The sequence below is a fragment of the Spirosoma humi genome (assembly GCF_054776575.1).
In genome coordinates, this window is the sequence record NZ_BAAHBR010000015.1 from 543,814 (window position 1) to 569,907 (window position 26,094).

Consider the following 26,094-nt stretch of genomic DNA (forward strand, 5'->3'; position numbering starts at 1 on the left):
TCGATGTTAAATTTGATAGCTTGATGCGGTAGGTAAACCACAGCCTACTCTCCACCAGCTTACGGAATCGAATGCGCCTTTTGACGAAGATATTTTGTGCCCTACGGAGTGATCAACCAAGTAGCCAAACCGGCAGCTAATGCCGCTCAAAGCACCGGCTCCCTTGTCTGTTTTCAGCGTTATGTGCCTACTTTTGGCTGAGAATGAACCCTACTTCCCTAGTACCTGACCTCGTATGTTAAAACACCGTCTCTTTGTTGCCGTCTCGCTACTTCTAATTCGTTTTAGTTGCTCCACTCAAGGCGTTTATGCCCAGGTTGCCGAGTTGCCAACCCGCTGGACAAAAGCAGCCCTGGCGGACCCAATACCACTGCCTGACTATCCGCGCCCACAGTTGCAGCGTAGCCAGTGGCTATGCCTGAACGGCACCTGGAATTACCAGGGTGGCCAGGCGATCGCGTCGGCTAACAACCCTACCAGTGCCCTGGCCTTCCCAGCTACGACCCAGAAAATACGAGTGCCCTATTGCCCTGAATCGGTGCTGTCGGGTATCCAGCGAAAGCAGGAAATCAACATGTGGTATCAGCGTTCGTTTACCGTGCCCACTGCCTGGAAAGATAAGCAGATCCTGTTGCACTTTGAGGCCGTCGATCACCAGGCAACTGTGTTTGTCAATGGCCGGAAAGTGGGCAGCCACGCGGGTGGTTATGATGCCTTTTCGTTCGACATCACCGCTATGCTGGCTCCTGGTGCCAACAGCCTGGTGGTGGCCGCTTATGATCCGAATGACGGACGGACGCCTTCGGGAAAAAATGGTCCCCGGGGTGACTACACCTTTACCTCCGGCATCTGGCAAACCGTATGGCTCGAACCGGTCAACCACGACTACATCCAAACCGTACGGCTGCTACCAAATCTGGCGGGCAAGATGCTCAACGTTGACGTTAAAGCCAGTGTGGGCACCCGGATTACAGCGGTCGTGCTGGAAGGAAAAAAGGAAGTGGCCAGGGCCGAAGGAAGGGCAGGAACGGCTTTCTCGGTGCCCATTGCCAACCCTAAACCCTGGTCGCCAGATTCTCCGTTCCTGTATGATGTAAAACTTACGTTGACAGCAGCCAACGGGCGCGTATCGGATGAGGTGATGAGCTACGCTGGCATGCGGGATGTTAAGCTGGGGAAAGTCAATGGCGTTGTCCGCCCTTTGCTCAATGGGCAGTTTGTTATGCAACTTGGCCTGCTCGACCAGGGCTACTGGCCCGATGGTATTTTGACCGCACCAACGGAAGCGGCTCTCAAATTCGACATTGAGTATACCAAACGAGCGGGCTATAACCTTATTCGTAAGCATATGAAAACCGAGCCCCAGCGATTTTATTACTGGGCCGATAAGCTGGGGTTACTGGTGTGGCAGGACATGCCCGCCATCTGGTATCCCAACGAAGACACCCTGGCCACCCGGACCACCTTTCGTAGCGAATTGAAAGCCATCATGGATGACCACTATAATTCACCGTCGATTATTTGTTGGGTGCCCTTCAATGAAAACTGGGGCGCTTTCGATGTGGCGGCTATCACGGATTGGGTCAAGCGGTATGATCCGTCCCGGCTGGTCAATGGTAATTCGGGTTTCAATAACAATCCGCCTTATCAACAAGCCTACGGCGACCCTAAGAACGGTGATTTTGTGGATACACACATTTACGTAGGTCCCTATAAAGCCTCGGAACCCGACGAAAAACGGGCGGCTTCGCTGGGCGAATTTGGGGGTGTGGGTTTGTTTGTCCGGGGGCACATGTGGCCCGTCGAGAATAATGCCTACGCCTATGAGCCCACTAAAACGGCCCTGACCGACCGCTACGTTATGCTGCTTGATCAGGTCGAACAATTGATGCGCTACCGGGGGCTGAGCGTAGCCATTTACACCCAAACCACGGACGTTGAGCACGAAGTAAACGGGGTGCTCACCTATGATCGGGAAGTAGAAAAAATGGATACGGACCGAATTCGAGCCGTCAATCAGGCCGTCATCCAAGCGGGCTTGACGATGGTACCCAGAAAAGAGTAATGCTTATTTTACTTCTCACTCCCTGAAAATAAACAGCGCTTAGCCAAGCAAGCTCGGCCGAGGCCCATTGTAGCTATAGGATCACGGATTACACGAAGTCAAAAATGGCTGCGTGTAATCTCTTTTTTGTCAGAACGCCCCCTGGATTAACGCCAACTAACAACGGATCATCAAGTTGACGACTCCGAAGTATCTGGCTATCAACAGCGGCCAGTTAACTGTTGAGCCATTGCTTGAACTCGGCCGCTTTGTTTTTACTGATCAGAATATCCTCCGGTGGCGGGGGGCTAATGGCGATTTTCAGTTGATGTTTGCCATACAGAAAAATCTTCTCGATGGCCCGAATAGAAATAAGGAACTGCCGGTTGGCCCGAAAAAACTGATCAGCATCGAGTTCCTTCTGAAGTTCATCCAGACTCGTGTTGCTGGTATATACCTTAGCATCCTGGCAGTAAATGTGGGTCAGGGACTGTTCGGTATGAAAGTAGGCGATTTGATCGGTGCCAATCACGACTAGCTCGTCTTTCCAGTAAGTAAGAATCCGGCGTCGGCTACCCGCTTCTTCCGCCGGGATGGCCTGCCCCTCGACCGCTGATTCAACCGGCTCGTTTTGAACTTTCGACTGATAACTCACCAGGCTGGCATTAAGGGCCGTTAAGCTTTTGACTTCATCGCTTAGCTGGTTCTTTTCCCCTTCCAACTGCTGTTGGTAGCGATTACCAATCCACCGCACGGCCAGAAATGACAACAAAACCATCAGGGTACCGGCAAGTCCCTGAGCTAACAAAAACTGGGTACGCAGCTCATCAATCTGTCGGTGAATGGCTTGCAGGTTCGCATGGGAGGCCAGCATCCAGCCCGTCTTAGCAACGGGTTGCACATAAATAATTTCCGATCCACGCCCACCGGTACTAAACGTTCGCAAGCCTCCGGCGGCTTTCCCGTCGTTAAGCAATTCATAAAACGATTGGCTGTCACTGCCTGTAATGGGTCTGACCACCGAATTGTCTTTGTCGATCTGCTGGCCGATTCGACTCGGATCGGGGTGGCAGATTTCCTTACCCCCCGTGTTGTACATACACACAAAGCCGGTTTGGGTATCTGTATTTTCTATGCTTTTCTGCAAACTGGCGGCCACCTGCTCTTTCCCAATACCACTACTCAGCTGCCCTTCCAGCAGCCGCTGAATTTCCCGAATCTCCCGTTTGCTGGATTCCAGTTGCGCTTCGAGCAGTTGGTTGGTCACCCTGGAGAACAGGTAATTTAAGGTCAACAAACTAGTCAACAGGATAATCAGCGAGAGCGCCAGCACGGTGTACAGATATACCTTTTCTTTTTTCATTTCATAGAATGTTCCAGACGATGTCCGGAGAAATCGGGTCTCAAGCAACACTTTTCAGCGCGTTTTTTTCGGCTTCACCGTTCATTTTTCCCCTTTGGCATCCATTTCTCTATATGCGTTACGTTCGGACTATCATCTTTGTCAGACAAACTACGAAGCTTATTCGTACAGTAACAAACGGATGCTCATGAAAACAGCCTGCTTACTTTTTGTTCTCGTCCTGATTAATCCGTGGGCCCAGGCTCAGCACACCCATCATACCCAGCCTGCACCCGCTACTAAAAACGTTTATCTGGCCATGATGGATACGATGATGGTGCAAATGGACCAGGCACCCGTGGGCAACTCGCCGGCGGCAACTTTTCTGCACCAAATGCTGGCCCATCATCAGGGTGCCATCGCCATGGCAAGCTATGAAATAGCGAACGGTCACAGCCGGGAGATGATTCAATTAGCCAAGAGTATCCTGATTGAGCAACAAAGCGAGATCGGACAAATGCAGCTCTGGCTGAAACAGGTCGGGGCCGACACCACCCGCCCACCCGCTGCCTTCGGGGCCGCCATGAAGCAAACGATGGATGTAATGATGAACGCCCTGCCGACAGATAAAGCGCTGTCCGACACGGATCGAGCGTTTACAGCGGTTATGAGGCCCCACCATCAAGCGGCTCTTGCCATGGCAAAAGTCGTTCTGCAATTCAGCGATGAGCCGGTTATTGTAGCCTATGCCCGAGGGCTTATGGCCAGTCAGCAGATTGAAATTGACCAGATGACAAATTATTTAAACTAAGACGATGAATCAGAAGAAGCTTCTTTTCGGTTTGCTGCTGGTCAGCAGCGTCCCTTCCCTGGCCCAATCCCGGTACGCTCACGACCGGGTGTATACGGCCAATCAAGTATCCAACACGGTATCGGTCATCAACCCCGCTACGAATCGGCTATTGGGCGAGATAGACCTGGGCAAACCTTACCCAAACGTCCTGTCGCCCCTATACCGAGGGCAGGCGCTGGTGCATGGCCTGCGCTACCTGCCAGCCAAAAAGCTGCTGGCGGTGGTGTCCATCGGTTCCAACTCCCTTACCTTTATTTCCACCCAGACCAACAAGGTATTGAAAACGGTGTACGTCGGGCGTTCGCCCCATGAGCCGACCTTCACACCCGACGGTCAGCAAGTCTGGGTTTCGGTGCGGGGGGAAGCTTACATTAGTGTTATCGATGTGGCCAGCATGAAAGAGATCCGGCAGGTACCGGTTGCGGATGGCCCCGGTATGGTATCGTTTTCGCCCGATGGGAAGTTGGCCTATGTGTGCTCCAGCTTTACCCCTGAGCTTGATATTGTCAATACCTCGACCTACCAGATCATAAAAAAAATACCCGTTGTCAGTCCGTTTTCGCCCAACATTTTTACCAGCCCCAAAGGTGAATGGGTGGCGTTCACCCACAAAGATGTGGGCAAGGTGACGGTGCTGGACACTAAAACCCAACGCATCGCCAAGGTGATCAACACAGGGGCCATCACCAATCACGTAACGTTTACCTACGTAGCGAAAAAGCTTCAGATGCTGGCTACGGTAGGGGGCGAGAACAAAGTTCGGGTATTTGACCCGGCACAGGATTTCAGCCAAACGGACACCATCAACGTAGGCGCACTTCCGCATGGTTTATGGGCGGCTCCGGACGGCAAACTTTTGTACGTTGGCCTGGAGTATGCCGATCAGGTGCAGGGTATTAATTTGGAAACCCGGCAACCGCTGCCGCCGGTCAAGATCGGGCAAAGTCCACAGGCCCTGGTATACGCCGAAAATGCCGTCACCGATGCGGACAACCAGGCTAACTTAAGGCCACTATATGATTCAACCGCTACCCGAATCATCCTACTGAAACCAACGGATCAGGGCAAGCAAGGGCAAGGCAGGCTGGCTATACGCCCCATTGGCCTAGCCGACTTAGTGGAGCAGATTTTTACTAATTTACAGCCTAACAGCTCGTACACGCTGGCGTTGAGTCGTTCGACACAGGCTCCCTACGCGGCTGATTACGAAGTTAATCAATTCCATACCGATGAAAAGGGTCGATACATGGGCCAGTCAACCGGCTTAGTGCACTCGGTTCAGGACCAGACGGCCCCTACTTACCAGCACATTATCCTACTTGATAATCGAACGAACCAACTTTTCTTACTGGACAAGCCGTAAACAGTAATCCCTTGGAAAGCTTGTCTTGATGTTCCCCTGGCGAACACGGGGCCGCGCCACGGTGAAGCGGCCCCGGTTACTAAACTAACTACTTAAAACCTACTTGCCGAAACGAATAAAGCTGATTTTACGCTTGCTTACTGAGGTAATGCCTCCCTATCAAATCTTCCATGCAATTATATTCCACGGAAGATTATTTTAAGTTTACCTTTGCAGGAGTACAGCTTCACGGCCGGATTGGCAAGTAGACTCTTTTCCGTTTATGACTATTGAAGACGAGATAAATCAGCCGCGTTTTGAGAATGCGCAACAAAAAGCGGCCATGAACGTCATCTTCACGGCCAATTGGCTGACCAATAAGTATGCGCTTGCGCTTAAACCGTTAGATCTTTCGTTGCAGCAGTTGAACGTCTTATCGATTTTAAAGGGACAGCCAAAGCACCGGGCCACAGTCAATTTCATTCGGGAAAGGCTGGTTGATCGAATGCCAAACGTTTCCCGGTTACTCAATAAATTAATGGAAAAAGGCTTGGTTCAGAAAGACCGGAACACCTCGGATCAACGGGTTGTTCATATCCTTCTTACGGAAAAAGGAGCTGAAGCGGCCCGTAAAGGGCGAACGCTTTTTCAGGCAGTCGACTATGAACTAAGCCACGACAAGGCCGTCTTACTCAATGACCTGCTCGATGAGTTCAGAGCGTAAGAGGTAATTTTTTTAACCCATTACAATCCATGGATTATAATTCCATGGTTAATTTAATTATGAAAACGAAAACGATCCGGTTAAAAAATCGTCCAGTGGGCCTACCCAAACCAGGCGACTTCGAACTGGTTACCCAGGAGCTTCCCGGGCTTGCCGAGGGGGAGCTCTTGCTCGAAGCTTTATACATTTCGGTAGATCCTTACCTGCGGGGTAAGATGTCGGGCACCAAAAAACCACAGTTTGAACTTGGGCAACCCATCACGTCAAAACTCATTGCTCGGGTTAAGGAATCCAGAAACCCGCATTTCAGTCAGGGCGACTACGTGAGTGACTACCTGTTATGGCAGGAGTTGCAAATCGCCGGGGGCCATGGCTTAGCGAAAATCGAACCCCATCAGGCGCCTTTATCGGCCTATCTGGGTGTACTGGGTATTACCGGCTTATCGGCTTACCTGCCTTTGTTGGACTATGGGCAACCCAAGCCGGGGGAAACGCTGGTTGTATCCGGGGCTGCCGGTGCGGTGGGAAGTATCGCCGGTCAGATCGGAAAGATTCTGGGTTGTCGGGTGGTGGGCATTGTGGGCAGCGAGGAGAAAGCAGAGCTGGTAAAAAAGAAGTTTGGCTTTGACCAAGCGGTCAATTACAGGGATTCCAACGACCTAAACGCAGCCATCGCTTCAGCCTGCCCCAACGGTGTCGATCTTTATTTTGACAATGTCGGCGGTCCGATTTCAGAGGCTGTCATCGCCAACATCAACCCTTATGGCCGGATCATCGCTTGCGGAGCTATTTCTGATTACAATGAGACAACGCCTGCCCTAAGCCCGAGTCTGCTCCCTTTAGTCGTATATAAATTTCTGCGTATTCAGGGATTTCTGATTGCTAATTTCTCAAGCCGTTTTCCGCAAGCCATTAATCAATTACAGGAATGGTTGCAGCAAGGAAAGATAACTTACTCAGAAACCATTGTGCAGGGCTTTGAAAATCTTCCTAACGCGTTTATCGGCTTGTTTGAGGGGCTGAATCAAGGCAAAATGATCGTTGAAATTTAAGAGTCAGGTGACGCCCGTCAAACCGCATGACTCCTCCTCTTAAGCTCGGGCGGGCTAAGACCAACTTCGGGTAGTTTTGCCGTTTCGTTCAAAATTCATCCCTTTAAAGAGTCCGTGCCATAAGCATGGAGGATTGGGAGAGCCGATGTTATACGACTATCTGGACAGCCATTTCGCACTATAGCTACCCAATATACACTTATACAGCGGTCTATTCCAACGCTTGCCACTCGATCTTGGTCTAGCTAAAAAAAACAATTTTATGAAGACGCTCCAGTGGTTTTTGATTGCATTGGTTGGGCTTTTAGGCTGCTCAAAATCTACGCCAGATCCTCAAGTTGGTGAGGATACAAAGGCTATCTTGAATGGACAATCCTGGAGTGGTTTTTCGACTGCCTGGAAAACTCCTAGTGACTCATGTGGACTGAATTCAGTTAATCTGCGTATTCAAAACAAATTATCTTATCCCAGAGCTCGCTTACTAGCTCCCGCCAATTGTGTAGGTTATTGCGGGGACCAATCACTTGACTTCACCAGAATACCTCTAGCGGTTGGCGTGCACACCCTTTCAACTTATCAGCCCTGCTCAGCGGGTTCCAACCAAGTAGGCGTGAGCTTTACAACCTTAATTGGAGGTGACGTAGTTCGAGATCAATATCAACCCGATTTAACCAAGGCTGGTACTATTGAGATTACTAAGTATGATCCAAAAAGCGGTGAAATTGAGGGTAGCTTCGATGTTACTTTAATAAGAGACAATCGACGGCAGCCGACATCCGATGCAGCTGAAACCATTCATTTTCAGAATGGCTCGTTTAAAACCAAGTTGCCTTAACTACTTTTTTTAAGCATTAGCCAGGGCGTACTCCCGTTGATCGAGCCGCGATGGCGGGTACTCCGGAGCAGAATCAGTGGACAGCTAGTAAAATCAGCGCTTTTCGAGATGATTAATTGACAACTGCCAGATGGCCAGCAGTGGCTGACCGTCGACCTCGCGGGCCAGGTAAGCGCATACGCTTGTATACGTAGTGACTTGGTGAAGTAGACCAAAAATGCCTTGCCTATAGAGGTAGCTGGGCTTGAAAAACCCAGTCTGGTGCGTCATCGATCGTTTGGCGCAGTACTAAATTTAGCTGAGCAGCATGGTGTTGAACATGCCGCATATTGTACAACAAGATTTCAGTCAGTGAGTAGTTCATGCTGCCTGATACGTTTGTCCAACGATGTTTTGCCCGTTCATCGGTCCAGCCAGCCAGCAAGTCATGACATTTCACTCGACAAAATTGCAAATAGGTTAACAGCTCGTGTTGGGAATAAACGCGTTCAGGCATTGCCTCCTCAAATTCGGAGAGGGTGAAAGGGGTTGGTGGCCTGAAGTTTTCTACGTCCAAGGTCAGGTAGTAATCCAGGAAGAACAGGCAATGGTAAGCATTATACCAAAATTTGGCGTTTGTATCCCAGCCTACTGGTGGGCATGCTTTGATGGCATTTTCTAACATATCAATGCTAGCCCCAAATTGATTCCATAGGTCCTCACGTAATGAGCTACTCATAAGAGACAGATTGTAGTAAATCCGAATGCGATTGATTAAGCGTTTGAAACACCGTAAAGATACTTCGTCTCGTCAGAAGCGTTCTGTTGAGAAAAGTAGATAGTAACCACTAAATTGATTTGCTCGCGTCCTCTACTGCTTCAAGAAAGGCCGCTGTACAATAAAGATTGACTTGTCTCAAATAAGAGAGGTTAATAAGGCATTGCCTTTTTAACGTTTATCAACTACTATCTGTCGGATCCGGTAAGCAGCGTTGAAACGTTATTGACTCTCAACCGGGATCATTCCCATGCATTTAAAAGAGGAGCACTTTGCCACGTCATGTTGATGAACCTTAGCCGTTATTAAACCCATCAGATCCCGGTATCAATCCTCCCTCCTATTAAGAACCGTTCCCTGTTTTGTTCGCTGGTAATAGCGCCGGGCTTTCTGGTTGGTACCGCAGGTTTGCATATCGCACCACTTCCGGCGATGGTTCTTGGTTTCGTCCAGAAAAAACCATGCGCAGGCTCCGCATTGCTTAATCAGGTGCTGGGCTTTGGTCGTCAGTAGTTCATAAGCCGACAAACTGAACACCCAAACGGCCTGCATCAGTCCTTTCTCAGGCCGTTCCCACCTTAATACCAGGCTGCCTTCCTGAATAGAAAATCCACGCTCACCGAGCGCTTCCTGGATAGATTCGTTAAAGGAACGTAACACAGGCGCAGTAACCTGCTGCAACTGACCTCGTGTAAGGGCTGTAAAGACAATTAACATGGCCTGCCTGACCTCACGGGCTTTCTGCAAAACACGCTCAGCCTGCTCCGGATTCTGATCGACTAATCTTTTCAAAGCGGCTAGTGTACTTGTATCCAACAGCGATAAGCGGTGGACGAGTGTTAGCAGGTCGGTATAGCTATGGAGCCGTTCCACCGGCAGTTCATCGTTGAGAGCCGTGTTTACAAAATCAAGACAGGGCACTCCACCTGCCAGGTCCATTTCGGCAATCGTACTAACCTTTCCCATAATAAAACACAAACAAATTATCTAACCCCTAAAACAAGTTTAGACGGTTATAGTTTCTACTCTATAATTCATACCATTAAAGTCCACTTTAAGGGTTATACTATGAACAAAGCAATCGCTCCTCGTTTTTGGTTAATTTTGGCCTTTATCGCCATTTATTTCGTCTGGGGGACAACCTATCTGGCCAATCTATTTGCCCTCAAAGCCATTCCGCCATTTATTATTTCCGCTCTTCGCTATTTGATTGCGAGCCAGTTACTGGCCGTCCTTGCCTTTGGCAAAAAACAGATTTTTCCTCAGGGGAAGGAGATACGGGACTTAGCCATCAGTGGTATATTGATGCTGGTGGGTGGCTCTGGCCTGGTCGTCGTCGCTGAACAGTATATCAGCTCCGGCTCAGCCGCTGTTATCGTGGCGACTGAGCCGCTTTGGTTTGTCCTGCTGGACTATCCGCGTTGGAAGCTCTATTTTAGGGATAAAAAGATTATCGCCGGTCTGCTGACTGGCTTTGTGGGCATTGTCCTCTTCGCCCAGTTCTCGCCAGCGAGTACCCCTCATGAAGGCCAATCGGCTAATCAGCTTCTAGGGACAGTAATCGTTCTGGCAGGAGCTGTCTTGTGGGTAAGCGGCACCTTATTTGCCTCGCGAAGGATAAAAACCGGTAGCTATAGCCTCTGGCATACAACGATTCAGTTAGTAGCGGCCGGCGTATTTTCGGCGTTTATTGCCCTGGTCAACGGCGAGTGGAACGGGTTTGAGTGGCAAGCGGTGAGTCAGCAAGCCTGGGGTGGCCTGGCCTTTCTGATCCTGTTCGGTTCGCTAATCGCTTACCTAGCTTTCGCCTGGCTGGTTACCGTCCAGCCGCCAGCCATCGTTAGTACCCACACATATATAAATCCACTTATTGCGGTGTTGATTGGCTGGCTGGTCGCTGATGAGCCAGTGGCTGGTCTTCAGCTTATTGCCCTCGTAGTGGTCCTTACGGGCGTAGTCCTTACCCAACTCAGTAAAACCCGTGCTGATCATTGACACGGCCTGGAGGGCGGGTCTTTTAGGCTGACGGTTTCCACGGCTGATATGATGATAAAATTAGGACTCCACGCCTGGATGCACCTGCGGGGTAAGGCGCTTCGTTTCCAGTACGGATAGGTCAACCGAATCTGGGGGCGTTGGCCATCGCTTGCGAGTGAACGCTTTAAAAACCTTAAAGAGCATCTGTATTTAGGAAGCACGACCCCAGGCCACAAAAGCAGCCAGACCCATAAAAACCAGATTGACCCCAATTAACGAGGCCTCTCCCCGAATAAGGTGCATGACAACGGCACTACTCATCAGCCCAATTACACCGAGCGCTGCCAGGGATGTCATTCGGGGGCGAACGTTGAGCCAGGTTGGTATTACTAAACCGATGGCCCCTAATCCATCAAATAAGGCGGTTAGTTGAACGAATCCATAAGGGAGTTGAGCCGTCCAGGGCCACATGGCGGCTAGTTGATCAATTGGCTTAAACAGTTTCATACAGGCGGCCCAGCCTAAGCTAGCAGCCAGTAGAATTTGGACTATCCATAAACTAATATGTAAAAGCTTGGCAGACGGGCGTAAGTAACTCATCGTTAGCAGAGGTTGATGGATACAAATCTATTTACCTTTGCTTTTCAGTTAATGGTACTATCCTAACAGATAGTGCTATCCACCAAGATAGTGCTTATACTTATGTTGAACGGAACAACATGTCCTGCCAGTTTACTTTCGATCAAAGATGCCCTGGAAGTGCTTGAGGGAAAATGGAAGCTTTTGATCCTGTTTCTTTTATCTTCTGGTCCAAAGCGGTTTAACCAGCTGAGTCGAGAAATCAACGGCATTACAGATAGAACACTATCGAAAGAGTTGAAGCTTCTGGAAGTCAATCAGCTCGTGAAACGTACGGCATCAGCGACACCGTTGCCGACAGTACATTATGAGATTACAACACATGGTCGTTCCTTGGCGGCTGTCATTGATGAGTTGCACAAGTGGGGCCTCATCCACCGAAGCAAAATTATACAGGACTAATCTGTTTAACCGATTTGGTCAGGGCCTTGCAGGCACCTCTAATCACACTATATAAAAATAAGTATGCCTGGTGCGGTTCTGAAGAACGTTCATCTACGTAATGGTATGCCATTCCAAGCCAATTACAGTAAGTAATTGGTTTCTTCATTTTAGCAGGCTCAGGCCATGAAACTACCTCCTCAAACGTTGTGTCTATTAAACCTTAAGGTACAGCCTAGCCTGGATGAGTTAATAAAGGCTTTTACCCGTTTACCGACTAAACTTCGGTATCGTTCTCGACATTTGGTGATAGTAACCGGTACGGACGAGTGCCACCCCTATTAATGAGTTTTTTACACTGAACTTTTCAGCAAACAAATATGGACTTTTAAGAAAACCTCTCCCGACTGGCGTACCCTAATTTTGCCTCATAAAAACTTAATAATCATGGCAAAAACAGTTTTAGTTACGGGCGCTTCGGCAGGAATCGGCAAGGCAACCGCCATTTATTTGGCCCAAAACGGCTACCAGGTTTATGGGGCTGCACGCAGGATGGACAAGATGGCAGACCTCAACGCTTACGGCATCAAACCAATAGCGTTGGACATTACCAAAGAAGAAAGTGTTGCGGGTTGTGTAACCCAAATCCTGAATGAAGCCGGAAGCATTGATATTTTAGTGAACAATGCAGGCTTTGGTCTGGAAGGCGCCATTGAAGACGTATCCATTCAAGACGCACGCTATCAACTCGACGTAAATGTGTTTGGGGCAATGCAGTTGGCACAACTGGTTTTGCCCAAAATGCGGGAAAACAAATACGGCAAGATTATCAACATCTCGTCAGTGGGTGGTAAGATTGTTTTCCCTTTAGGGGGCTGGTATCACGCCAGCAAGTTTGCATTGGAAGCTTTGAGCGATAGCATGCGAAATGAAGTGAGGGAATTTGGCATCGACATTATTGTTGTAGAGCCGGGAGCTACGCGCTCGGAATGGGGAACCATTGCTACGGATGGTCTACTAAAGGTATCGGGACATACCGCTTATAAAGACTTAGCGACTAAAACGCATCATGTGTTTACCCGATTAGCGAACAACATACAAGAACCAATCGAAATAGCTAAACTGATTAGAAAGGGAATAGAGGCCAGAAATCCAAGAACGAGATATGTGGCCAACGAGCTGAATTCGAGGGTTTTGTTATTCTTAAGAAAGATTTTATCCGATAAGCTCATGGACAAATTAATCATGAGTCAACTCAACTGAGAACCCATGGAAAGCAACCTCATTCTTCAACATAATATCCTGTATTCGCGTGGTTATCAAAAAGCACAACGTAGTGAACACTATTTTCCCGACCACGCTTTAGGCATCATGCTGTCGGGGGAATCGCACTATTTTTCAAACGAAGGTACCTTCGTCATGACAGAAGGCACCATCTGTTTAATGCGTAGAAACCAGTTGTTCAAAAAGCTTAAAAAAACGGGCCCAAGGGGTGAACCGCCTTCGTTGATCAGCCTCTTCTTTGACCAAAACGCCTTACACCAGTATGCAACAGAAAATAATATTGTAAAACAAGGGGCGTATAAAGGTCAGGCGATGATTGACCTAACCGACAATGTGTTTTTGAAAGGTTTTTTCGATTCGCTATTGCCTTATATCGATCATCCGCAAAAACTTACGGCAAAACTGGCGGCCCTTAAAACGGGCGAAGCTCTTGAGTTACTGCTCCAGGCGGGGGCTAGTTTTCAACCTTTTTTATTTGATTTTCAGGAACCCTATAAGATCGATCTGGAGACGTATATGAACCATCATTACCAATACAACATTCCTCTCTCCTCTTTTGCCAAACTCACAGGCCGCAGCCTTTCCACATTCAAACGGGACTTTACCAAGATCTTCGATACGACGCCCGACAAGTGGTTACAGACCAAGCGGTTGGAGCAAGCCCACTATCTAATTTCGCAGCAAGCCCTTCGTCCCTCAGCGGTGTATTTGGAGGTTGGTTTCGAAAACCTGTCCCATTTTTCGACTGCCTTCAAAAAGAAGTTTGGCGTAAACGCTTCGGATTTGCCACACCCTACAGATGTTACGATCCAGGCTACGAGTGGAAAGCTCCTATAAACTGGCCAGCGGTATCGACGGTCAGCCCCGGCTGGCCACTCGACATGTGTTGAAACAATCGTCTCGTCAAAGGCCCCTACCTGAGACAAATTGACTTCTTTGTCCTTTATAAACCTGTTTGAGCAGCTCACGAAAAAGGCTACTCACCAATTTGACTACGAAATTTTCCAGTTTCACTACAAGCCGAGAAGGCCGGTATAGGAGCTTTGTCTTTCGAAAATAACAAACGAAAAGCAATGACAAAGACCATTTTCATTACCGGCGCTTCGACCGGAATTGGTAAAGCAACGGCAAAACTATTTGCGGCTAAAGGCTGGAAAGTAATTGCTACCATGCGTAAGCCAGAGGCTGAAGCTGAGTTGAACCTGCTGGAGAACGTTACCTTGCTGCCCCTGGATGTGACAGACCGCCGGCAAATTGAAGAAACTACCCGCAAAGCCTTGGCAATGGGTGACATTGATGTGGTGTTTAACAATGCCGGGTATGCCTTGCTAGGGGCGCTGGAAGCCATTACCGATGACCAGCTGGTTCGCCAGATGGAAACCAATTTTCTGGGTGTTGTCCGGGTTACTCAGGCGTTCATTCCTTATTTCCGGGAGAAGAAAGCGGGACTTTTTATTACAACTGGTTCGTCGGCTGGCTTGATGGGCTTTCCCGTCAGTTCGATGTACGATGCCAGCAAATGGGCGCTGGAAGGCTGGAGCGAAAGCCTCTCGTTTGAGTTGAACGAATTCGGCATTGGCATCAAAACAATTGAACCCGGTCTGGTAGCTACCGAAATAGGCGCTAAATCTGTGATTGCTTCGCATCCGGCTTATGATACCTTGCTAGGCAAGTTCCAGGCGGCCATCACGACCGATGCGGTTTCTACCTCAGAGCAGATTGCCCAGGTGGTGTACGGAGCCGCCACCGATGGCACAAATACATTGCGCTATGTATGCGGTGAAGATGCAAAAGCCTTGTATGCCCAGCGACTTGCCGTAGGCGATGAAGCATTTCGAGAAGGCATTAAACAAATGATCATCAACACGTAGCTAAAAGTATGGGGATTGATTTGCCGGTACACCGTGTTACTTGTGTGTACCGGCAAGAATTTCAACGAGTGATGAAAGGAGAACAAAGAAACAAACCGCGCGTCTTCCAGTCGATTACTGAAATGCAACGGGCTTTTGGCTTACCGAAGCCCCTGCATCCGCTCATTAGCCTGCTCGACTATAGCAACGTACGGATTACAGGTGAGATGTTGGCCACCACTTTTGTGATGGATTTTTACAACATTACCTACAACGAATCGGCCGGTTGCCGCATGCGCTACGGCCAAACGACCTACGACTTTGATGAAGGCGGTCTGTTTTTCACCTCGCCCGGTCAGCCCTTAACAGGCGTTCAAACCGCTGATTCGAGTTTAGGGTTCACCTTGCTGGTGCATCCCGACTTTCTGAGACATTATTCGCTGGATACTAAAATTAAAAACTACGGTTTTTTCTCGTATTCAGTTACTGAGTCGCTGCACCTCTCGGATAAAGAAAGAACAATCATTACGGGTATCGCCAAAAACATAGGCGAGGAGTTGGAAACGGCTATTGATGACCTCAGTCAGGATGTCCTCATCTCGCAATTGGAGTTGCTGCTAAATTATAGCCAGCGTTTTCACAAACGCCAGTTCATCACCCGCAAACCGATCAATAGCGCGCTTCTGGAACGATTTGATGGCTTGTTGCATCGTTATTTTAACGACGAAACAGCTTTAGTGAACGGCCTGCCAACGGTTCAGTATCTGGCCGATGAACTGAATGTTTCGCCCAGGTACTTGGGCGATATGCTCCGGGCGCTTACGGGACAAAACACCCAGCAACACATCCACAACAAACTCATTGAAAAGGCCAAGGAAGTATTGATGCTCAGCGAGTTGAGTATTGGCGAAATAGCCTATCAATTGGGTTTTGAACACCCCCAATCGTTCAGCAAGCTATTCAAATCAAAAACGCAGTTATCGCCGGTGGAGTTTAGAGCAAGCTTTAACTGACTAACCTCATCAAAATGTCCGATTTGTCCAATTTGTCAGGCTATACAAAGACCAACTTTGTGGCATCATTTACTGACAAATCGCATGAAACTAAATCATATCAATATCGTCCTTACCGACATTCCTGCGGCAATCAACTTATTCGAAAAGCACTTCGGGTTTACCTGCATCCAGAATCGAAAAGATGCCATTGCGGTCTTGACCAATACCGATGAATTCGCCCTGGTGCTTTGGTCCGCAAAACTTAACCAGGAGGCTACCGTGCACTATCCTGAAAATTTCCATATTGGCTTTTATCAGCCCGATAAAGAAACAGTTATCGCTATTTATGAGAAGCTAAAGACTGAAAATGTCGTTTTTGAGAGCGAGCCCAAAAACATACGAAAGACGTTTGGTTTTTATTTCCACTTCGACAGTTTGCTCATCGAAATTAGTGTCATTCCGGCCTCATTTGAGTAGGCCACCAAATTAGTCCTGGGTGTAGTGCCCTAATTGAACAAATCGAACAGCCCGCTGCTGATAGAGTTGTTTGGGCGTATGACCCGTATGTTTTTTGGTTTGTCGAATAAAATGAGACTGATCGTAGTAGTGGGCTTGGGGGTAAAAATCGCCTTCACCGATCTGGGGTAAGGACGAGAAAAAGCGGAGCTGTTCCAGATACTCCTTCAGGGGTAAGCCAAAGGTAGTGCTGAAATATCGATTGATCTGTCGAGCGGCCCAACCCGTTTCCAGAGCTAAGGTACGGACTGAAACAGCCCCCTTCGAGTTGTAGACGATGTTGAGAAGCTTCTGTTTTCTTGGGTCAATCGTCAGCGAATGGATTTGCGAATGTAAATACGCATTGAGCGAGTCGATAAAACCAGGCAATGGTGTTTCTGCTTTCAGTTCAACACCTCCAAAACTGGTTGACAGTTCTTGAATAGAATTGGTTGGTAGGGCAGTTTGTAGAAGGTACTCGACGGCTAAGAGTTTAAATCGAATGCCGAATAAGACAGTCCCGGCAGGAATGGCTATATCGACAATGTGAGTAGAAAGGCCAAACAAATCGGTTCGAGGTGGTTTACCCGGTAAGATGGACGTGATTAATTCGATACCCGCATCGGGCAAAACCGTGTAATGGTGTTCGGATTCACTGTTATTTTGCGTCTTCCAAAACGTAAAGATGAAGTCTTTAAGTGGCTCGCTGGGTGGTTGCTGGTCATAATTGATGGCCATGAATGCTAGTTGGGTCGCTGGATTTGTTCTCCTCAGGGCTAATTCGCGATAAAACTAGTGGCAGCACTCAGCATACTCACCGGGGTCGAATTTCTGGAATGCGCTGATTTTATCGAAGCGATTTACCTCGGCCATTAAACAGGGAGAATCCCATCGCTCTCGTTTTCTTGCCTCGCAGTCGCTTAGCCAATTTTATTGAGTTTTTCAACGAGTTCAAATTTCTCCAGTCGTGATGGGACACCAGGATAAACTTGGGATGGGGACATTTTTCTCTGACTCGCTTTAACGTTGTCTCATATTCGGCTTCATTGGCGTCACCCAAGTAGCCCAAATTCTCCGCATCGGCTCCTTTTATCAAACAACCACCGTAAAGAATTTTTTCCTGGCTAAACCACACTACTATATTGTCAAGCGTATGCCCTTCGCCCGGGTAATAGGTTTCGAAGGCGTATTGCCCCAACGTAAATGTGGTGTCTTTATCCAGTAAGAATTCAGCCCGCTTTTGGTTGTTCTTTTTACTCAACTCATCCGTTCGAAAAGTGGTGTATGTCTTGATACCTTGCTGCTTATAGTACTCAAGCCCTTCGGTTCGGTCGCTATGCCAATGGGTGGCAATGCACATAACCACGTTTTTATGGTGCCTGGTTTTAATACTGTCTAGTAAGGGCTGAAATTGGGTCGTATCCCAAGGGGTGTCAAACAAAGCAACCCCGTCATCAGACACCAGGTACATACCATGCGCTGGTATTTTGTCTCCCTCGTAGGTGCTGTAGGTCGTATAGACATAAAAATTGCCTGTTAAGTGTTCAATTTTAAGTCGATCTGAGTTGGTCTGTCCGTAAACTGAAGTCAAAGAGAAAGCAAGTGTAATGGCTAATAAGAGTAATCGCATTTCGTTGTTTTGAAATCGGCCGGGCGCAAAACGGCGGTTATGAATTTTTATTATGTTAAACGTGAGCGTGTTGTATGAGGGCGTAAAGACTAATCAACTTATGAAGCTCCAGACTAAATACGGCTCCAGACAACGCCAAAATTAATGAGATTGGGTTGAAAACCGTCAAAATGTTGCTATCCGGTCAATAAAAGGCAACCAGTCAAATCGCTCCCCAATTGAAACGCCCCCTATATCTGTGGGTGTTTATTTTAACCGCCTGCTTCAATGACTGCCAATTACCAGTCGTAGCCTACCAAGTATAACTGCCTGTATCTATCCCTCCTCGACGCTACTTTTTTAACTGGTTAATGGCAGGACCAACCCGTTTAAACCCATGCTCCTCTCGGAATTTATCCTGTTCAGCTTCACTCATCGTTTTAAGTGCACCTTCGCTTACCTTTTGGAAAAATTCCTCCATTTTACCCGCTGGCTGGAAGGTCATCAATAACCGGCCATTACCAGGGCCTATTTTGGCAAAACAATGGGGTATGTTTCGCGGACCAAACACACTATCACCAGCCTTGGCCTGGTGGATCACCTCACCAACCTTAATCAGAAATTCCCCTTCCAGCACATACCACAGTTCATCCTGATCAAAATGAGTGTGAAGTGCAGGTCCTCCTTCTTTAACGCGAGTAGACTCATACACGTACAGATCGCCATTGGTGTCTTTAGTGGATACCTTGGTCATAAAGGTATCGCCATCGAAAAGTGAAATGGCATGATTAAATCGGTCCTTCCCCGCATCGACTTTAAAGCCTTTGTCAACGCGGTAGTTTTTTAGGGTGTCCGCTGCCCACAAGAAAGGAGAAGCCAGAAAGGTAGCTGTCGCCAAACCAGCCTTTAAGAAACTATTCCGTTGCATATCAATTCAGGCTATAGTATCAAGATTGTGTCATTCCTGCGAATAAACTAAGGTTTACAACACCGTTAGTAAGTTGTTTAGCCAGCGGACAATAGAGTTGTATAAGTGGCGTGGCCAACTAGTTCTTCGTTGTTGGCGCCGGGCTGGCCCGACCTAAAAGTGCCGTCAGCTTTTTCCGTGTGGCGGGCGTTTCTTTCAGCGAAAGAGATTTCTGAAAATTGGCTATGGCACTCATTGTGTCTTTTTGAGCCACAAAGCAATCGCCATACAAGTCATAGGCATTGTAACTGGCTGGGTAGTTCGCTACATTGAGTTTGAACAGACTTTCGGCTTTTTTTAACTTCTGCTGGGATACCATATAAGAGCCCAGTTCATTGACCAAACTTTCCGGAGGCTTTACCGTATAGCCCAGTTGCCTGGTTGCCGCCGTAAAATGGGTTGTCAATTTATCGGCTAATTTGGTATTGTCTTCCTCATAGTCCTGGTCGGTCAGCTTTAATGAGTAGGCATCAAAAATGAAATGGAGCGCGTCGTAGGCTGCAATGAGTGGCACCGAGCTATGGTCATCGAGGCCGTAGTATTTCCCCTGGTAGCGTAAGCCGGTTTGTCCATTGGCTTTCAGTAAGCGATCCAGGGCTAAGATGGAACGAATGTGTTTGGTAGCGCCACTCGTATCCGCCTGTACGCGTGAGGTATCCATCCTGGACTCCATCGTGTTAGCGATGCCTATAAACAGGGCTTTCCCCGCGTACTTCCGGCTGGCTATAACTTGCTTAGCGGTAATGAGCAGCTTTTGATCAGCCCACCACATACTCGGGTCGATGGCCACGTAGGCGTTGAACAGGGTTGGGTGATGAATGAGCGTGTTGATGACCAGCAGCCCACCCAGCGAATGGCCGATGAAGACTTTGTAAGGCTCGGTGGGATACAGCGAGTCAATGTGGGGAATTAGTTCGCCTTCAATGAAGGCGAACTAATTCCCCTCCGCCCGAGTTTTTACGTCTTGTACTGTCTGCCGCCGATGGTATCATTGCGCCCCCCGGTGTGGGGGTCAGATCCCGCAGCCGGTTGGTATTGGCAATCCCCACCACGATCATCTCGGGGTAAATCGTATTGCCGTTGACGCTACTGAGTTGCTCAATCATGCCCACTACCGACGAAAAGTGACTGGTTCCATCCAGCAGATAAACCACCGGGTAGCGTCGTTTGGCATACACCCCATTTGGGTAGCTATCGGGGAGATGCACCCATATTTTACGTTTCTCGTTGAGGATTTTTGAGAAGAGGCTGTCGATGTGGCCAATAACGATGTTGTTGTTTTGAGCTTTAGCCACATAGGATAAGGTAACAAACACCGAAACTAGGATTGGATTCCAGAGCGTACTTTTCATAAGCTGCAAAAAAGAGTAGTGAAACAAGGATGCTGACGAATCGTTACGTAGCGGTGTTAATGCTAGGTTTTTGGGGTTTAGCATCAAGTTAGTAGCCGTATTCTAACGCTAACAACCAAAGAAACCACTTTAATTATTTTTACTATCTATTTGTATGTTTACAGGTTAGTTAACGTGATGGCACTTATACAACATTCTTCGTAAGAGTCTACCCTCAGTGTTACCTGTCTGCTTATGAAATGGATTCAACTAAAATATTGGTGGAAGAATAGTTGGCTTCAGATTGATCTGCTTCTTCGGAGTTATATCCTAGCAAGACGATTGAAACGTCAAGCCAAAAAAGAAGGAATAACCAAACTAGGCTGGCACACCGAAATAGAAAAAAAAGAAGGTTGAAATAATCGAGTATTGATTATAAATGGTAAGTTCTACTTTTCGTCAGATCTTCACAACCAGCAGGAAACGCCCCTTTTTGCCAAAAGCATTGAACGCAAAGCATTGACGGGTTCGCCTGGCATTAAGGTGGGATGCCAAATTTGTTGACAGGTCGAGTAAGCCTGGCGCCAGGCCCAGGTAGGAGGGTTTTATAAAGCTGGTGTCGATCGTAATCCATGCTTAACTAGATTCGCGACGAAGATGAAAATCCGATTAGCCCTAACCCATTATTACGTACTAAGTAAAGCCCCTTCAGCCAATCCGTAGCGACATACACACAAGCGCACTACCTGGTTGAGCGGGGTCCAAAGCGGGAGTAATTTAGGAGTCTAACAAACCCTGAGAAGCGGACGGCAAATTTTGTTCTTGAACAATAGGTAGGCATTCCTAAGACATGCTCAAGCCTCCTTTTACCGCTTACTAAGGCAAACTCACTTCCTACCAAGTTACAAACCATATTTGGGTGAAAGAATGCTTTAGCCCTTTGCAGGATTGCCGGGTCTACTCCCAAAAGCAGCCGATTGTTAACCGCTCAAAACCGACAACATTCATGGTCAGAGTCTTACTCAGTAGTCTTCTCCTGCTGGCTGGTTTAGTCAGTTACGCTCAGCCTAAAGCTGACATTGTAAAAACCATCAATGACTTGGAACAGATCGGGGTGAAAGGCATTTTGACCGCCGACACTACCTTACTGACCCAAATTTGGGGCCCTGACTTTATGGTTACCACGCCCCGCAATACCGTCGCCCCGAATCGAGCGGCTGTATTCAAAAACCAACAGCAGGGCTTAATTGATTACAGCTCGTTTGAGCGAGTCATTGAACACACGCAGGTACAGGAGAATGTGGTCATTACGATGGGGTATGAGTTGTTTGTGGCTAGGCATGATCTTCAGGAAGCGAAGGCAGGCCAACCCACCAAACGCCGGTTTACCAATGTGTGGATGAAGCGAAATGGACAGTGGTTACAGATTGGCAGGCATGCCTCGATCATTTGTTCGCCCTAGCCTGCATTATCATAAAAAGGCAGACTAGGTTATAAACGGACGGAGCCTACTTCTAAAGTAAAGTCAGTCATTAATGTCAACCAGATTCATGAAAGGCCCTATTCCTGACGACATTGATGCTGAGTAGTGGTTCGTCTCACTGGGGAGCGGTTTCGTGAGATTTATGAAGTGAGAATCACGAACCAAGCACAACCGACAGCCTTTTTTTACGCTACTTACAACGACAGCCCCTTTCAGGGCTGTCGTTGTAAACGTCTTCACTTAACCACAAGAAGACTATAGGGTGAATGCACGCATGGGAATAACGATTGATCCTATCGTATGAACGTAATTCGTTACCGCTGCTGCCCTGAGGCCCATGATTGGGAAGACAACTAAGGCTCAATTGATACTACTTAGGATCGCTAATACGGCAGACAGGATAACGAGCCAGTGAATAATAATGCCAACCGTTAGCTGACGAGTGGTCATAAAAAGTATCCCAAATAGAAGCCCCATACCAAAAAACCAACTAAACTGAGGGATCGCTTTGAGACCGTGCTGGAAAACGAAGGGTATAGTGGCTACCAAAACCGATACCCATTTATTCAGTTTGTAACCTATTAAACTCCGAATCGCAAAGCCCCGATAGACGATTTCTTCCGAAAGGCCAGCAGCCAGCCCCATCGATATATAGATAACTCGTTGGCGTAAGGAGGTTGGCGTCAGATTGGCGAAATCGGAAAGTCGGGAGGCATCAACCGAATTTGATTGTAACAGGGCCTCTACCAGTATCAGTAAGAGAATGGAGACCAGTAGGTAGCCCACGAATAGTTTTTTTGACCTGCTCGCATCCAGTGTATAGCCAATATCCGCCAGGGTGTATCCTTCCGAAGCGAGAATAGAGATGACGATCCTGATTTGAAGGACATACCAGCCGGTGATGAGTAGCCAGAAAACGGAAAAGAAATCCCATCCGGTGAACGAAAATAGCGTTCGATGCAACAGCATCAGGGATAACCCGTAAGAGAGTAAAGGAAAGCCGATCAATACGCTTAGGGCTTTCCAAAGGGGTAATTTTATGCCTGTATCTAGGGTGTTCATTTGAATCTCCATATCATCGGCACAAAACTAGGGCAAGCCGGGGGGTTACGAATTACCAAATGGTAATTGAGCGATTTTTTCCGATCGGATACGGCTCAGGCTTTGTGGGGTGATCCCCAGATAAGAGGCCATGTAGTGCAAGGGAATTCGGTCAACATCCTTATGAAGTTGACTAGCTTCCAGGTAGCGTTCCTTCGCCGTTTTAGACAGCAAATCGACCTGCTGGTTCATCTTATCATTATAGGCCTTTTGAAGAGATTTCAATGTCACGGCATAGCCATAGGCGTTGGGCTTGAATGTTTCCTGAAACCGCTGATAGGGTATTCTGAACACCGAGCTAGCTTGAAAGAGTTTAATTTCCGTATCGGTTGGTGTTTGGAAGGCAAACGATGAGTAATCCATCACGCAATCATTCTCGAAATAAAGATCGGTACAGATGTAATTATTTTTTCGCCAGATTAATAACCCTCCGATTCCACTGAGCAAAAAGCTAAATTGTTTTTCGATTGTCCCACTCGGCTTCAGGACAGTCTCGGCGGGGAGGTATTCAACGGTACCTAGTTTCGAGAAATTCTCCCACACCCGCTGATCCAATTCGATGACGGTGTCAAATGCTTTTTTTAGCTGGTTAGCGATCATAATTTATGGGATTCGATGAACAGACAATTTGGGCAGAATTCCTGAACTTACTACCTCTGAAGCGCCGGTAAACGTTACCCTTTTCATTAAGAGCTCGACTACTCTGAAAAGCAACCCGTGTGAATAAACCCGCGATGGTCGGTGAGGTATCAGGCCAAGATGACCTCTGAAATAGGCCAAGCCGGTATCTAGTGTCTCTAAGAAATAAATAGCTTTTCTATCAGGTCATATCCCTTCAAACGCCCAGTTTTTGAAGCAAACAGATAAATGTTCTATTGTCTAAATTGGGAGCGTTTTTAAGAGATGCATACAAACCAGCACTTTCCTGTAAACTAAAAGTAAAAAACTATCTTGAGGGATTATTGGAGTCCATGATGGAAAAATATCCTTCCTGGAAAGCCCCTATTTCTTGACTAAATTCCGAGTTGGAATGATGACCTATCAACAAAGAATTCAGCACTATGAGCTCACTATTGATCAACTCGATCAGCGCTTGCAGCGGCTTTCTATTCTTCGATTAACCATTTTCCTGAGTGCTGCCAGCCTAATCTTTTTACTGGCCAATCAACGCTTCCTCAGCCTGCTACTAGCGATCATTCCCTTAAGTAGTCTAGCTTTTGGCTGGATTTACAAGCGGTATAACCAAACCCTGCTGCAACGCCAGCGCTTTGCCTACTTACGACAAATCAATCAGCAGGAACTTGATCGGCTCGATAACAATCTAACCGATTTCCCTACCGGACAAGCCTTTATAGACCGGCAACATGCCTATCTGGCTGATATTGACATTTTCGGTACGCATTCCCTTTTTCAATTACTCAATCGAACCACCACCGAATTGGGAATGAGTCAATTAGCTCAATGGCTGGCTCAGCCCGCTGCTAAAGACATAATCCTGGAGCGCCAGCAAGCTATTCGGGAATTGACTCCTAACCTAGATTGGAGACAGGCCTTCCAGGCGTCGGGTATGCCGTTTACTAATACCAAAAGTAGTTACGCCCAACTACTGAGCTGGGTCAAAAAGCCCGTACAGTTACTTCCTCGTAAACGAACGTATTTGCTTCTGGGCATTAGCCTCGCTTGTTTAACCATAATCACAGTTACTCTTTTCATTCGCCATTTGGTTGAATTTATTTATATGGGAGGTTCCTTCTCAAGTGGCTATTTGGCTCCCTTTCTTCTGGCCTTGCTGATTAACCGATTGGTCTTAAGACGAGTTAAGCCTCTGGCCGAAGACATCATTGATAGCCTACGCCATCAGGTAAAAACCCTGGCAGGTTATAAAGCACTCATTGAGAAAATCGAGTCAGAGGTCTTCAAATCCCACGTGCTCCAAGGGTTACAAGCCAGTTTTCGTCAAGATCACTATTCAGCGGTTGTAGAAATCAATCAGTTGAAGACTATACTGGAGGTGTTTCAACATCGAGCCACTCAGAAATCATCCATTGGTGGAAATGATTTTTACCGCCTTTTCAATAATTTATTTTTATTGGATATCTATTGGATACTACTGACGGAAAACTGGAAACATAAAAACCAACTTAAGTTGGAGAGCTGGGCTTGGGCGGTTAGTGAATTTGAGGTGTTCAGTAGTCTGGCTGGTTTTGCTTACTCCAATCCAACGTTTAAGTTTCCCCAGATTAGGGAAGAACGCTATTGGATCGATTTTAAGGAATTGGGCCATCCCTTGATCCGTGCAGACCAGCGCGTTTATAATGACTTTTCGTTAAGGGGACGCGGAGCCATCGTCATGATAACCGGATCAAACATGGCGGGCAAAAGTACGTTTCTCAGAACCCTAGGGATTAATGTGTTTTTAGCCTTACTAGGCGCTCCCTGTTGTATGAGTTGTGGTCAGGTATCTTCCCTACAGTTGTTTACCAGTATGCGTACTCAGGATAATTTGGCGGAGGGGGTTTCTTCATTTTATGCGGAGTTGAAACGGATTGAGCAACTGTTAACCTTGCTTAAAAGCGATCAGGCGGTATTGTTTCTATTGGATGAAATGTTCAAAGGGACCAACTCACAGGATCGCTACAAAGGGGGCGTATCACTAATCAGACAACTGACGGAGTTGAACGCCTTTGGGCTAATTTCTACCCATGATCTGACATTAGCCAACGTGGCCAGTAGTTACCTGGCGGTCACCAATTACAGCTTCAATAGTAAATTACGGGATTCAGAGATGCTTTTTGATTATAAACTCAGGCCGGGTTTATGTCGCGATTTTAATGCGAGCGCCTTAATGAAGGCGAGTGGTATTCACATTTTATCTGATCTGGAAGACTTGTCTCTATAGGCTTCCTATTACCAATAGGTGAATACACAAGTACCAGATCGTAGCGGTAAAGGCCCAGTTTTTGAAGCAGGCTCGTGAATATTCGTTCGGCTCACTGGGGAGCATTTGGAGAGACGAATAATAGGATGAAAATA

At 47.5% G+C, this 26,094-nt stretch carries 26 protein-coding genes and 1 pseudogene; 15 read left to right on the plus strand and 12 right to left on the minus strand.

Annotated elements, in window-relative coordinates; all coding sequences use genetic code 11:
* Nucleotides 1-235: 235 nt before the first annotated feature.
* Complete coding sequence (locus ACYU8Y_RS18560; RefSeq protein WP_460939553.1) at nt 236-2,065, plus strand: glycoside hydrolase family 2 protein; 1,830 nt, start codon at nt 236-238, stop codon at nt 2,063-2,065.
* A gap of 214 nt (nt 2,066-2,279) precedes the next feature.
* Here the strand turns inward: ACYU8Y_RS18560 and ACYU8Y_RS18565 are convergent, their stop codons facing one another.
* Nucleotides 2,280-3,407, minus strand: coding sequence for a LytTR family transcriptional regulator DNA-binding domain-containing protein (locus ACYU8Y_RS18565; RefSeq protein ID WP_460939554.1), 1,128 nt, complete (start codon nt 3,405-3,407; stop codon nt 2,280-2,282).
* A gap of 94 nt (nt 3,408-3,501) precedes the next feature.
* Between ACYU8Y_RS18565 and ACYU8Y_RS18570 the strand changes: the two genes are divergently transcribed.
* The 5 genes from ACYU8Y_RS18570 (at nt 3,502) to ACYU8Y_RS18590 (ending at nt 8,192) form a co-directional block, all read left to right on the plus strand.
* Nucleotides 3,502-4,197, plus strand: coding sequence for a DUF305 domain-containing protein (locus ACYU8Y_RS18570; protein ID WP_460939555.1), 696 nt, complete (start codon nt 3,502-3,504; stop codon nt 4,195-4,197).
* A gap of 4 nt (nt 4,198-4,201) precedes the next feature.
* Nucleotides 4,202-5,602, plus strand: a complete 1,401-nt coding sequence (locus tag ACYU8Y_RS18575) for a YncE family protein (protein ID WP_460939557.1) — start codon at nt 4,202-4,204, stop codon at nt 5,600-5,602.
* A 262-nt stretch (nt 5,603-5,864) separates the two neighbouring features.
* Entirely contained in the window at nt 5,865-6,305 is a 441-nt protein-coding gene (locus tag ACYU8Y_RS18580) for a MarR family winged helix-turn-helix transcriptional regulator (protein ID WP_460939558.1), read from the plus strand.
* A 59-nt stretch (nt 6,306-6,364) separates the two neighbouring features.
* Nucleotides 6,365-7,357, plus strand: coding sequence for an NADP-dependent oxidoreductase (locus ACYU8Y_RS18585; RefSeq protein ID WP_460939559.1), 993 nt, complete (start codon nt 6,365-6,367; stop codon nt 7,355-7,357).
* Nucleotides 7,358-7,619: 262 nt separating this feature from the next.
* Nucleotides 7,620-8,192, plus strand: a complete 573-nt coding sequence (locus ACYU8Y_RS18590) for a hypothetical protein (RefSeq protein WP_460939560.1) — start codon at nt 7,620-7,622, stop codon at nt 8,190-8,192.
* Nucleotides 8,193-8,418: 226 nt separating this feature from the next.
* On the opposite strand, the gene ACYU8Y_RS18595 is transcribed toward ACYU8Y_RS18590, so the two are convergent.
* Together ACYU8Y_RS18595 and ACYU8Y_RS18600 are read right to left on the minus strand one after the other, a co-directional pair.
* On the minus strand, nt 8,419-8,910 hold the full coding sequence (locus tag ACYU8Y_RS18595; protein ID WP_460939561.1) for a DinB family protein: 492 nt from the start codon (nt 8,908-8,910) through the stop codon (nt 8,419-8,421).
* 366 nt (nt 8,911-9,276) lie between these two features.
* The gene (locus ACYU8Y_RS18600; RefSeq protein WP_460939562.1) at nt 9,277-9,915 is read right to left on the minus strand and encodes a CGNR zinc finger domain-containing protein; all 639 of its coding nucleotides are present in this window, start codon (nt 9,913-9,915) and stop codon (nt 9,277-9,279) included.
* A 102-nt stretch (nt 9,916-10,017) separates the two neighbouring features.
* Here ACYU8Y_RS18600 and ACYU8Y_RS18605 point away from each other — a divergent pair, with 102 nt between their 5' ends.
* Entirely contained in the window at nt 10,018-10,944 is a 927-nt protein-coding gene (locus ACYU8Y_RS18605) for an EamA family transporter (RefSeq protein ID WP_460939563.1), read from the plus strand.
* Nucleotides 10,945-11,136: 192 nt separating this feature from the next.
* Here the strand turns inward: ACYU8Y_RS18605 and ACYU8Y_RS18610 are convergent, their stop codons facing one another.
* Nucleotides 11,137-11,526 carry a DoxX family protein gene (locus ACYU8Y_RS18610; RefSeq protein ID WP_460939564.1) on the minus strand — a complete coding sequence of 130 codons (390 nt, stop codon included), beginning with the start codon at nt 11,524-11,526 and terminating at the stop codon, nt 11,137-11,139.
* Nucleotides 11,527-11,628: 102 nt separating this feature from the next.
* Here ACYU8Y_RS18610 and ACYU8Y_RS18615 point away from each other — a divergent pair, with 102 nt between their 5' ends.
* From ACYU8Y_RS18615 to ACYU8Y_RS18640, 6 genes are all read left to right on the plus strand, one after another.
* Nucleotides 11,629-11,967: a winged helix-turn-helix transcriptional regulator gene (locus ACYU8Y_RS18615; RefSeq protein ID WP_460939565.1), complete on the plus strand. Its 339-nt coding sequence runs from the start codon at nt 11,629-11,631 to the stop codon at nt 11,965-11,967.
* A gap of 426 nt (nt 11,968-12,393) precedes the next feature.
* Nucleotides 12,394-13,209, plus strand: a complete 816-nt coding sequence (locus tag ACYU8Y_RS18620) for an oxidoreductase (protein ID WP_460939566.1) — start codon at nt 12,394-12,396, stop codon at nt 13,207-13,209.
* Between the two features lie 6 nt (nt 13,210-13,215).
* Nucleotides 13,216-14,067, plus strand: coding sequence for a helix-turn-helix domain-containing protein (locus tag ACYU8Y_RS18625; protein ID WP_460939567.1), 852 nt, complete (start codon nt 13,216-13,218; stop codon nt 14,065-14,067).
* Between the two features lie 236 nt (nt 14,068-14,303).
* Complete coding sequence (locus ACYU8Y_RS18630; RefSeq protein ID WP_460939568.1) at nt 14,304-15,101, plus strand: SDR family oxidoreductase; 798 nt, start codon at nt 14,304-14,306, stop codon at nt 15,099-15,101.
* A gap of 71 nt (nt 15,102-15,172) precedes the next feature.
* Nucleotides 15,173-16,093 (plus strand): helix-turn-helix domain-containing protein, encoded by a 921-nt coding sequence (locus ACYU8Y_RS18635; protein WP_460939569.1) that lies wholly within the window; start codon nt 15,173-15,175, stop codon nt 16,091-16,093.
* An 84-nt stretch (nt 16,094-16,177) separates the two neighbouring features.
* Nucleotides 16,178-16,552, plus strand: coding sequence for a VOC family protein (locus ACYU8Y_RS18640; RefSeq protein WP_460939570.1), 375 nt, complete (start codon nt 16,178-16,180; stop codon nt 16,550-16,552).
* A gap of 9 nt (nt 16,553-16,561) precedes the next feature.
* Here the strand turns inward: ACYU8Y_RS18640 and ACYU8Y_RS18645 are convergent, their stop codons facing one another.
* The 6 genes and pseudogenes from ACYU8Y_RS18645 to ACYU8Y_RS18670 form a co-directional block, all read right to left on the minus strand.
* Entirely contained in the window at nt 16,562-17,308 is a 747-nt protein-coding gene (locus ACYU8Y_RS18645) for a DUF6597 domain-containing transcriptional factor (protein WP_460939571.1), read from the minus strand.
* Between the two features lie 109 nt (nt 17,309-17,417).
* A complete protein-coding gene (gene bla / locus ACYU8Y_RS18650; protein WP_460939572.1) occupies nt 17,418-18,200 on the minus strand; it encodes a BlaB/IND/MUS family subclass B1 metallo-beta-lactamase in 783 nt (260 codons plus the stop codon).
* 331 nt (nt 18,201-18,531) lie between these two features.
* Nucleotides 18,532-19,107 (minus strand): cupin domain-containing protein, encoded by a 576-nt coding sequence (locus tag ACYU8Y_RS18655; protein ID WP_460939573.1) that lies wholly within the window; start codon nt 19,105-19,107, stop codon nt 18,532-18,534.
* 118 nt (nt 19,108-19,225) lie between these two features.
* A complete protein-coding gene (locus ACYU8Y_RS18660) occupies nt 19,226-19,918 on the minus strand; it encodes a hypothetical protein (protein ID WP_460939574.1) in 693 nt (230 codons plus the stop codon).
* A gap of 39 nt (nt 19,919-19,957) precedes the next feature.
* Nucleotides 19,958-20,071, minus strand: a pseudogene (locus ACYU8Y_RS18665) (alpha/beta hydrolase); the annotation flags it as partial.
* The gene (locus ACYU8Y_RS18670) at nt 20,067-20,498 is read right to left on the minus strand and encodes an alpha/beta hydrolase-fold protein (RefSeq protein WP_460939575.1); all 432 of its coding nucleotides are present in this window, start codon (nt 20,496-20,498) and stop codon (nt 20,067-20,069) included. The gene ACYU8Y_RS18670 and the pseudogene ACYU8Y_RS18665, both read right to left, overlap by 5 nt.
* A gap of 985 nt (nt 20,499-21,483) precedes the next feature.
* On the opposite strand from ACYU8Y_RS18670, the gene ACYU8Y_RS18675 reads away from it, so the two are divergent.
* On the plus strand, nt 21,484-21,939 hold the full coding sequence (locus ACYU8Y_RS18675; RefSeq protein WP_460939576.1) for a nuclear transport factor 2 family protein: 456 nt from the start codon (nt 21,484-21,486) through the stop codon (nt 21,937-21,939).
* Nucleotides 21,940-22,320: 381 nt separating this feature from the next.
* Here the strand turns inward: ACYU8Y_RS18675 and ACYU8Y_RS18680 are convergent, their stop codons facing one another.
* Entirely contained in the window at nt 22,321-23,022 is a 702-nt protein-coding gene (locus ACYU8Y_RS18680; protein ID WP_460939577.1) for a lysostaphin resistance A-like protein, read from the minus strand.
* 45 nt (nt 23,023-23,067) lie between these two features.
* The gene (locus ACYU8Y_RS18685) at nt 23,068-23,661 is read right to left on the minus strand and encodes a Crp/Fnr family transcriptional regulator (protein WP_460939578.1); all 594 of its coding nucleotides are present in this window, start codon (nt 23,659-23,661) and stop codon (nt 23,068-23,070) included.
* A 430-nt stretch (nt 23,662-24,091) separates the two neighbouring features.
* Here ACYU8Y_RS18685 and ACYU8Y_RS18690 point away from each other — a divergent pair, with 430 nt between their 5' ends.
* Nucleotides 24,092-25,960, plus strand: a complete 1,869-nt coding sequence (locus ACYU8Y_RS18690; protein ID WP_460939579.1) for a MutS-related protein — start codon at nt 24,092-24,094, stop codon at nt 25,958-25,960.
* Nucleotides 25,961-26,094 lie beyond the last annotated feature (134 nt).

What these genes read in the sequence shown, in the direction of transcription:
- ACYU8Y_RS18560 (WP_460939553.1), top strand. Translation starts at nt 236, where the DNA reads ATGTTAAAACACCGTCTCTTTGTTGCCGTCTCGCTACTTCTAATTCGT.
- ACYU8Y_RS18565 (WP_460939554.1), bottom strand. Translation starts at nt 3,407, where the DNA reads ATGAAAAAAGAAAAGGTATATCTGTACACCGTGCTGGCGCTCTCGCTG.
- ACYU8Y_RS18575 (WP_460939557.1), top strand. Translation starts at nt 4,202, where the DNA reads ATGAATCAGAAGAAGCTTCTTTTCGGTTTGCTGCTGGTCAGCAGCGTC.
- ACYU8Y_RS18580 (WP_460939558.1), top strand. Translation starts at nt 5,865, where the DNA reads ATGACTATTGAAGACGAGATAAATCAGCCGCGTTTTGAGAATGCGCAA.
- ACYU8Y_RS18585 (WP_460939559.1), top strand. Translation starts at nt 6,365, where the DNA reads ATGAAAACGAAAACGATCCGGTTAAAAAATCGTCCAGTGGGCCTACCC.
- ACYU8Y_RS18590 (WP_460939560.1), top strand. Translation starts at nt 7,620, where the DNA reads ATGAAGACGCTCCAGTGGTTTTTGATTGCATTGGTTGGGCTTTTAGGC.
- ACYU8Y_RS18595 (WP_460939561.1), bottom strand. Translation starts at nt 8,910, where the DNA reads ATGAGTAGCTCATTACGTGAGGACCTATGGAATCAATTTGGGGCTAGC.
- ACYU8Y_RS18600 (WP_460939562.1), bottom strand. Translation starts at nt 9,915, where the DNA reads ATGGGAAAGGTTAGTACGATTGCCGAAATGGACCTGGCAGGTGGAGTG.
- ACYU8Y_RS18605 (WP_460939563.1), top strand. Translation starts at nt 10,018, where the DNA reads ATGAACAAAGCAATCGCTCCTCGTTTTTGGTTAATTTTGGCCTTTATC.
- ACYU8Y_RS18610 (WP_460939564.1), bottom strand. Translation starts at nt 11,526, where the DNA reads ATGAGTTACTTACGCCCGTCTGCCAAGCTTTTACATATTAGTTTATGG.
- ACYU8Y_RS18615 (WP_460939565.1), top strand. Translation starts at nt 11,629, where the DNA reads ATGTTGAACGGAACAACATGTCCTGCCAGTTTACTTTCGATCAAAGAT.
- ACYU8Y_RS18620 (WP_460939566.1), top strand. Translation starts at nt 12,394, where the DNA reads ATGGCAAAAACAGTTTTAGTTACGGGCGCTTCGGCAGGAATCGGCAAG.
- ACYU8Y_RS18625 (WP_460939567.1), top strand. Translation starts at nt 13,216, where the DNA reads ATGGAAAGCAACCTCATTCTTCAACATAATATCCTGTATTCGCGTGGT.
- ACYU8Y_RS18630 (WP_460939568.1), top strand. Translation starts at nt 14,304, where the DNA reads ATGACAAAGACCATTTTCATTACCGGCGCTTCGACCGGAATTGGTAAA.
- ACYU8Y_RS18635 (WP_460939569.1), top strand. Translation starts at nt 15,173, where the DNA reads ATGAAAGGAGAACAAAGAAACAAACCGCGCGTCTTCCAGTCGATTACT.
- ACYU8Y_RS18640 (WP_460939570.1), top strand. Translation starts at nt 16,178, where the DNA reads ATGAAACTAAATCATATCAATATCGTCCTTACCGACATTCCTGCGGCA.
- ACYU8Y_RS18645 (WP_460939571.1), bottom strand. Translation starts at nt 17,308, where the DNA reads ATGGCCATCAATTATGACCAGCAACCACCCAGCGAGCCACTTAAAGAC.
- bla (WP_460939572.1), bottom strand. Translation starts at nt 18,200, where the DNA reads ATGCGATTACTCTTATTAGCCATTACACTTGCTTTCTCTTTGACTTCA.
- ACYU8Y_RS18655 (WP_460939573.1), bottom strand. Translation starts at nt 19,107, where the DNA reads ATGCAACGGAATAGTTTCTTAAAGGCTGGTTTGGCGACAGCTACCTTT.
- ACYU8Y_RS18660 (WP_460939574.1), bottom strand. Translation starts at nt 19,918, where the DNA reads ATGTGGTGGGCTGATCAAAAGCTGCTCATTACCGCTAAGCAAGTTATA.
- ACYU8Y_RS18670 (WP_460939575.1), bottom strand. Translation starts at nt 20,498, where the DNA reads ATGAAAAGTACGCTCTGGAATCCAATCCTAGTTTCGGTGTTTGTTACC.
- ACYU8Y_RS18675 (WP_460939576.1), top strand. Translation starts at nt 21,484, where the DNA reads ATGGTCAGAGTCTTACTCAGTAGTCTTCTCCTGCTGGCTGGTTTAGTC.
- ACYU8Y_RS18680 (WP_460939577.1), bottom strand. Translation starts at nt 23,022, where the DNA reads ATGAACACCCTAGATACAGGCATAAAATTACCCCTTTGGAAAGCCCTA.
- ACYU8Y_RS18685 (WP_460939578.1), bottom strand. Translation starts at nt 23,661, where the DNA reads ATGATCGCTAACCAGCTAAAAAAAGCATTTGACACCGTCATCGAATTG.
- ACYU8Y_RS18690 (WP_460939579.1), top strand. Translation starts at nt 24,092, where the DNA reads ATGATGACCTATCAACAAAGAATTCAGCACTATGAGCTCACTATTGAT.